Genomic DNA, 1,273 nt, shown 5'->3' on the forward strand with positions numbered 1-1,273 from the left:
GAGCGATAACCCTTAGTTTTGCATTGTTGTACAAAACCAGGAAGAACGGTATCTTGTGCAATATGGATGCATCCTAAGCGAAAGCAGGGGCCGACCTATGAGTGATATCAGGCAAACACCTATTCTTCGATTCAGGCCCCCTGCTTTCTTCACTGAGCCAATCGCCATATAGCTATTGAGGTACCCATAGGGGCAGACCTATTATCAGGGTTTTAGCGTCCACTCAGCTTGCTTAGGTATCCATTTCCTCCATGTTAAACTTACTTACTCTGATGACTCCCGACAAGCCCACTTACCAATTCTTTGTTGGCATTGATGTCAGTAAAGCGACGCTGGATGCCACCCTCATCGACCAACAGGCCCACAAAATCGCGTATCAGCAGTTCGCTAACTCGCCTCAGGGCATGACTGGCCTCTCCCAATGGGTCAGCCAACACCTGCCCCAATCCTCGTTGCGGTCAGTGCTCTATTGTATGGAGCATACCGGCCTGTACAGCCGCAATCTGATGCACTATCTGGTCGACCAGCAGGCCCATGTCTGGCTGGAACACCCCCTACAGATCAATCAGTCGATGGGCCTGCAGCGAGGTAAGACAGACAAGGCCGACAGCTATCGGATCGCCCGCTATGCCCATCACTTTGCCACACAGGCCCGTTGTCTGAAAAGCTATGATCCGGCCCTGGAAACGCTTCAGGACCTGCTGACAGCCCGTAACCGGCACCTGCTGGCTCTCAATCAGTTGAAAACTGCTTATCAGGAACTGCTTCAACTCGCACCCACTTCGGCCAATCTGCTCAGCACGGCTCAGCAACAGGCTCAGGCCGGCCTGCTGGAGAGCCTGAAGCTCATTCAGGAGCAGATCCGGCTCTGGGTCAACCGCCACCATCACCTTTGGCAGCAGGCTCAACTGGCCCAATCCATCAAAGGCTTAGGGCAATACACCGTCCTGTGGCTGATGGTCTACACCCGCAATTTCGATGCGGAGTTTTCGGCCCGACGCATTGCTGCTCTGGTAGGCGTAGCGCCCTATCGCCACCAAAGCGGCAGTAGCGTACAGAAGGGAACTCATACCTCGCAATTTGCTCACCTCAAGCTGAAAGCCTTGCTGCATATGGCGGCCCTGAATGCCATTCGCTTTAATGAACCCCTCAAAGCCTATTATCAGCGCAAAGTGGCTGAAGGTAAAGCCAAAATGCTGGTCATTAACAACGTCCGTAACAAGCTATTACATCAATTGGTGGCGGTTATCCGGCAGGGTAAGCCCGACCAAAT

The 1,273-nt window shown here is 53.0% G+C and carries 1 protein-coding gene; it reads left to right on the forward strand.

The window, feature by feature from the left end; genetic code table 11:
• Positions 1-251: 251 nt before the first annotated feature.
• The coding region (locus AC23NW_RS36135; RefSeq protein ID WP_487455569.1) for an IS110 family RNA-guided transposase at positions 252-1,273 on the forward strand (1,022 nt) is incomplete at its 3' end.

The sequence above is a fragment of the Arsenicibacter sp. R0_47 genome, assembly GCF_057652235.1.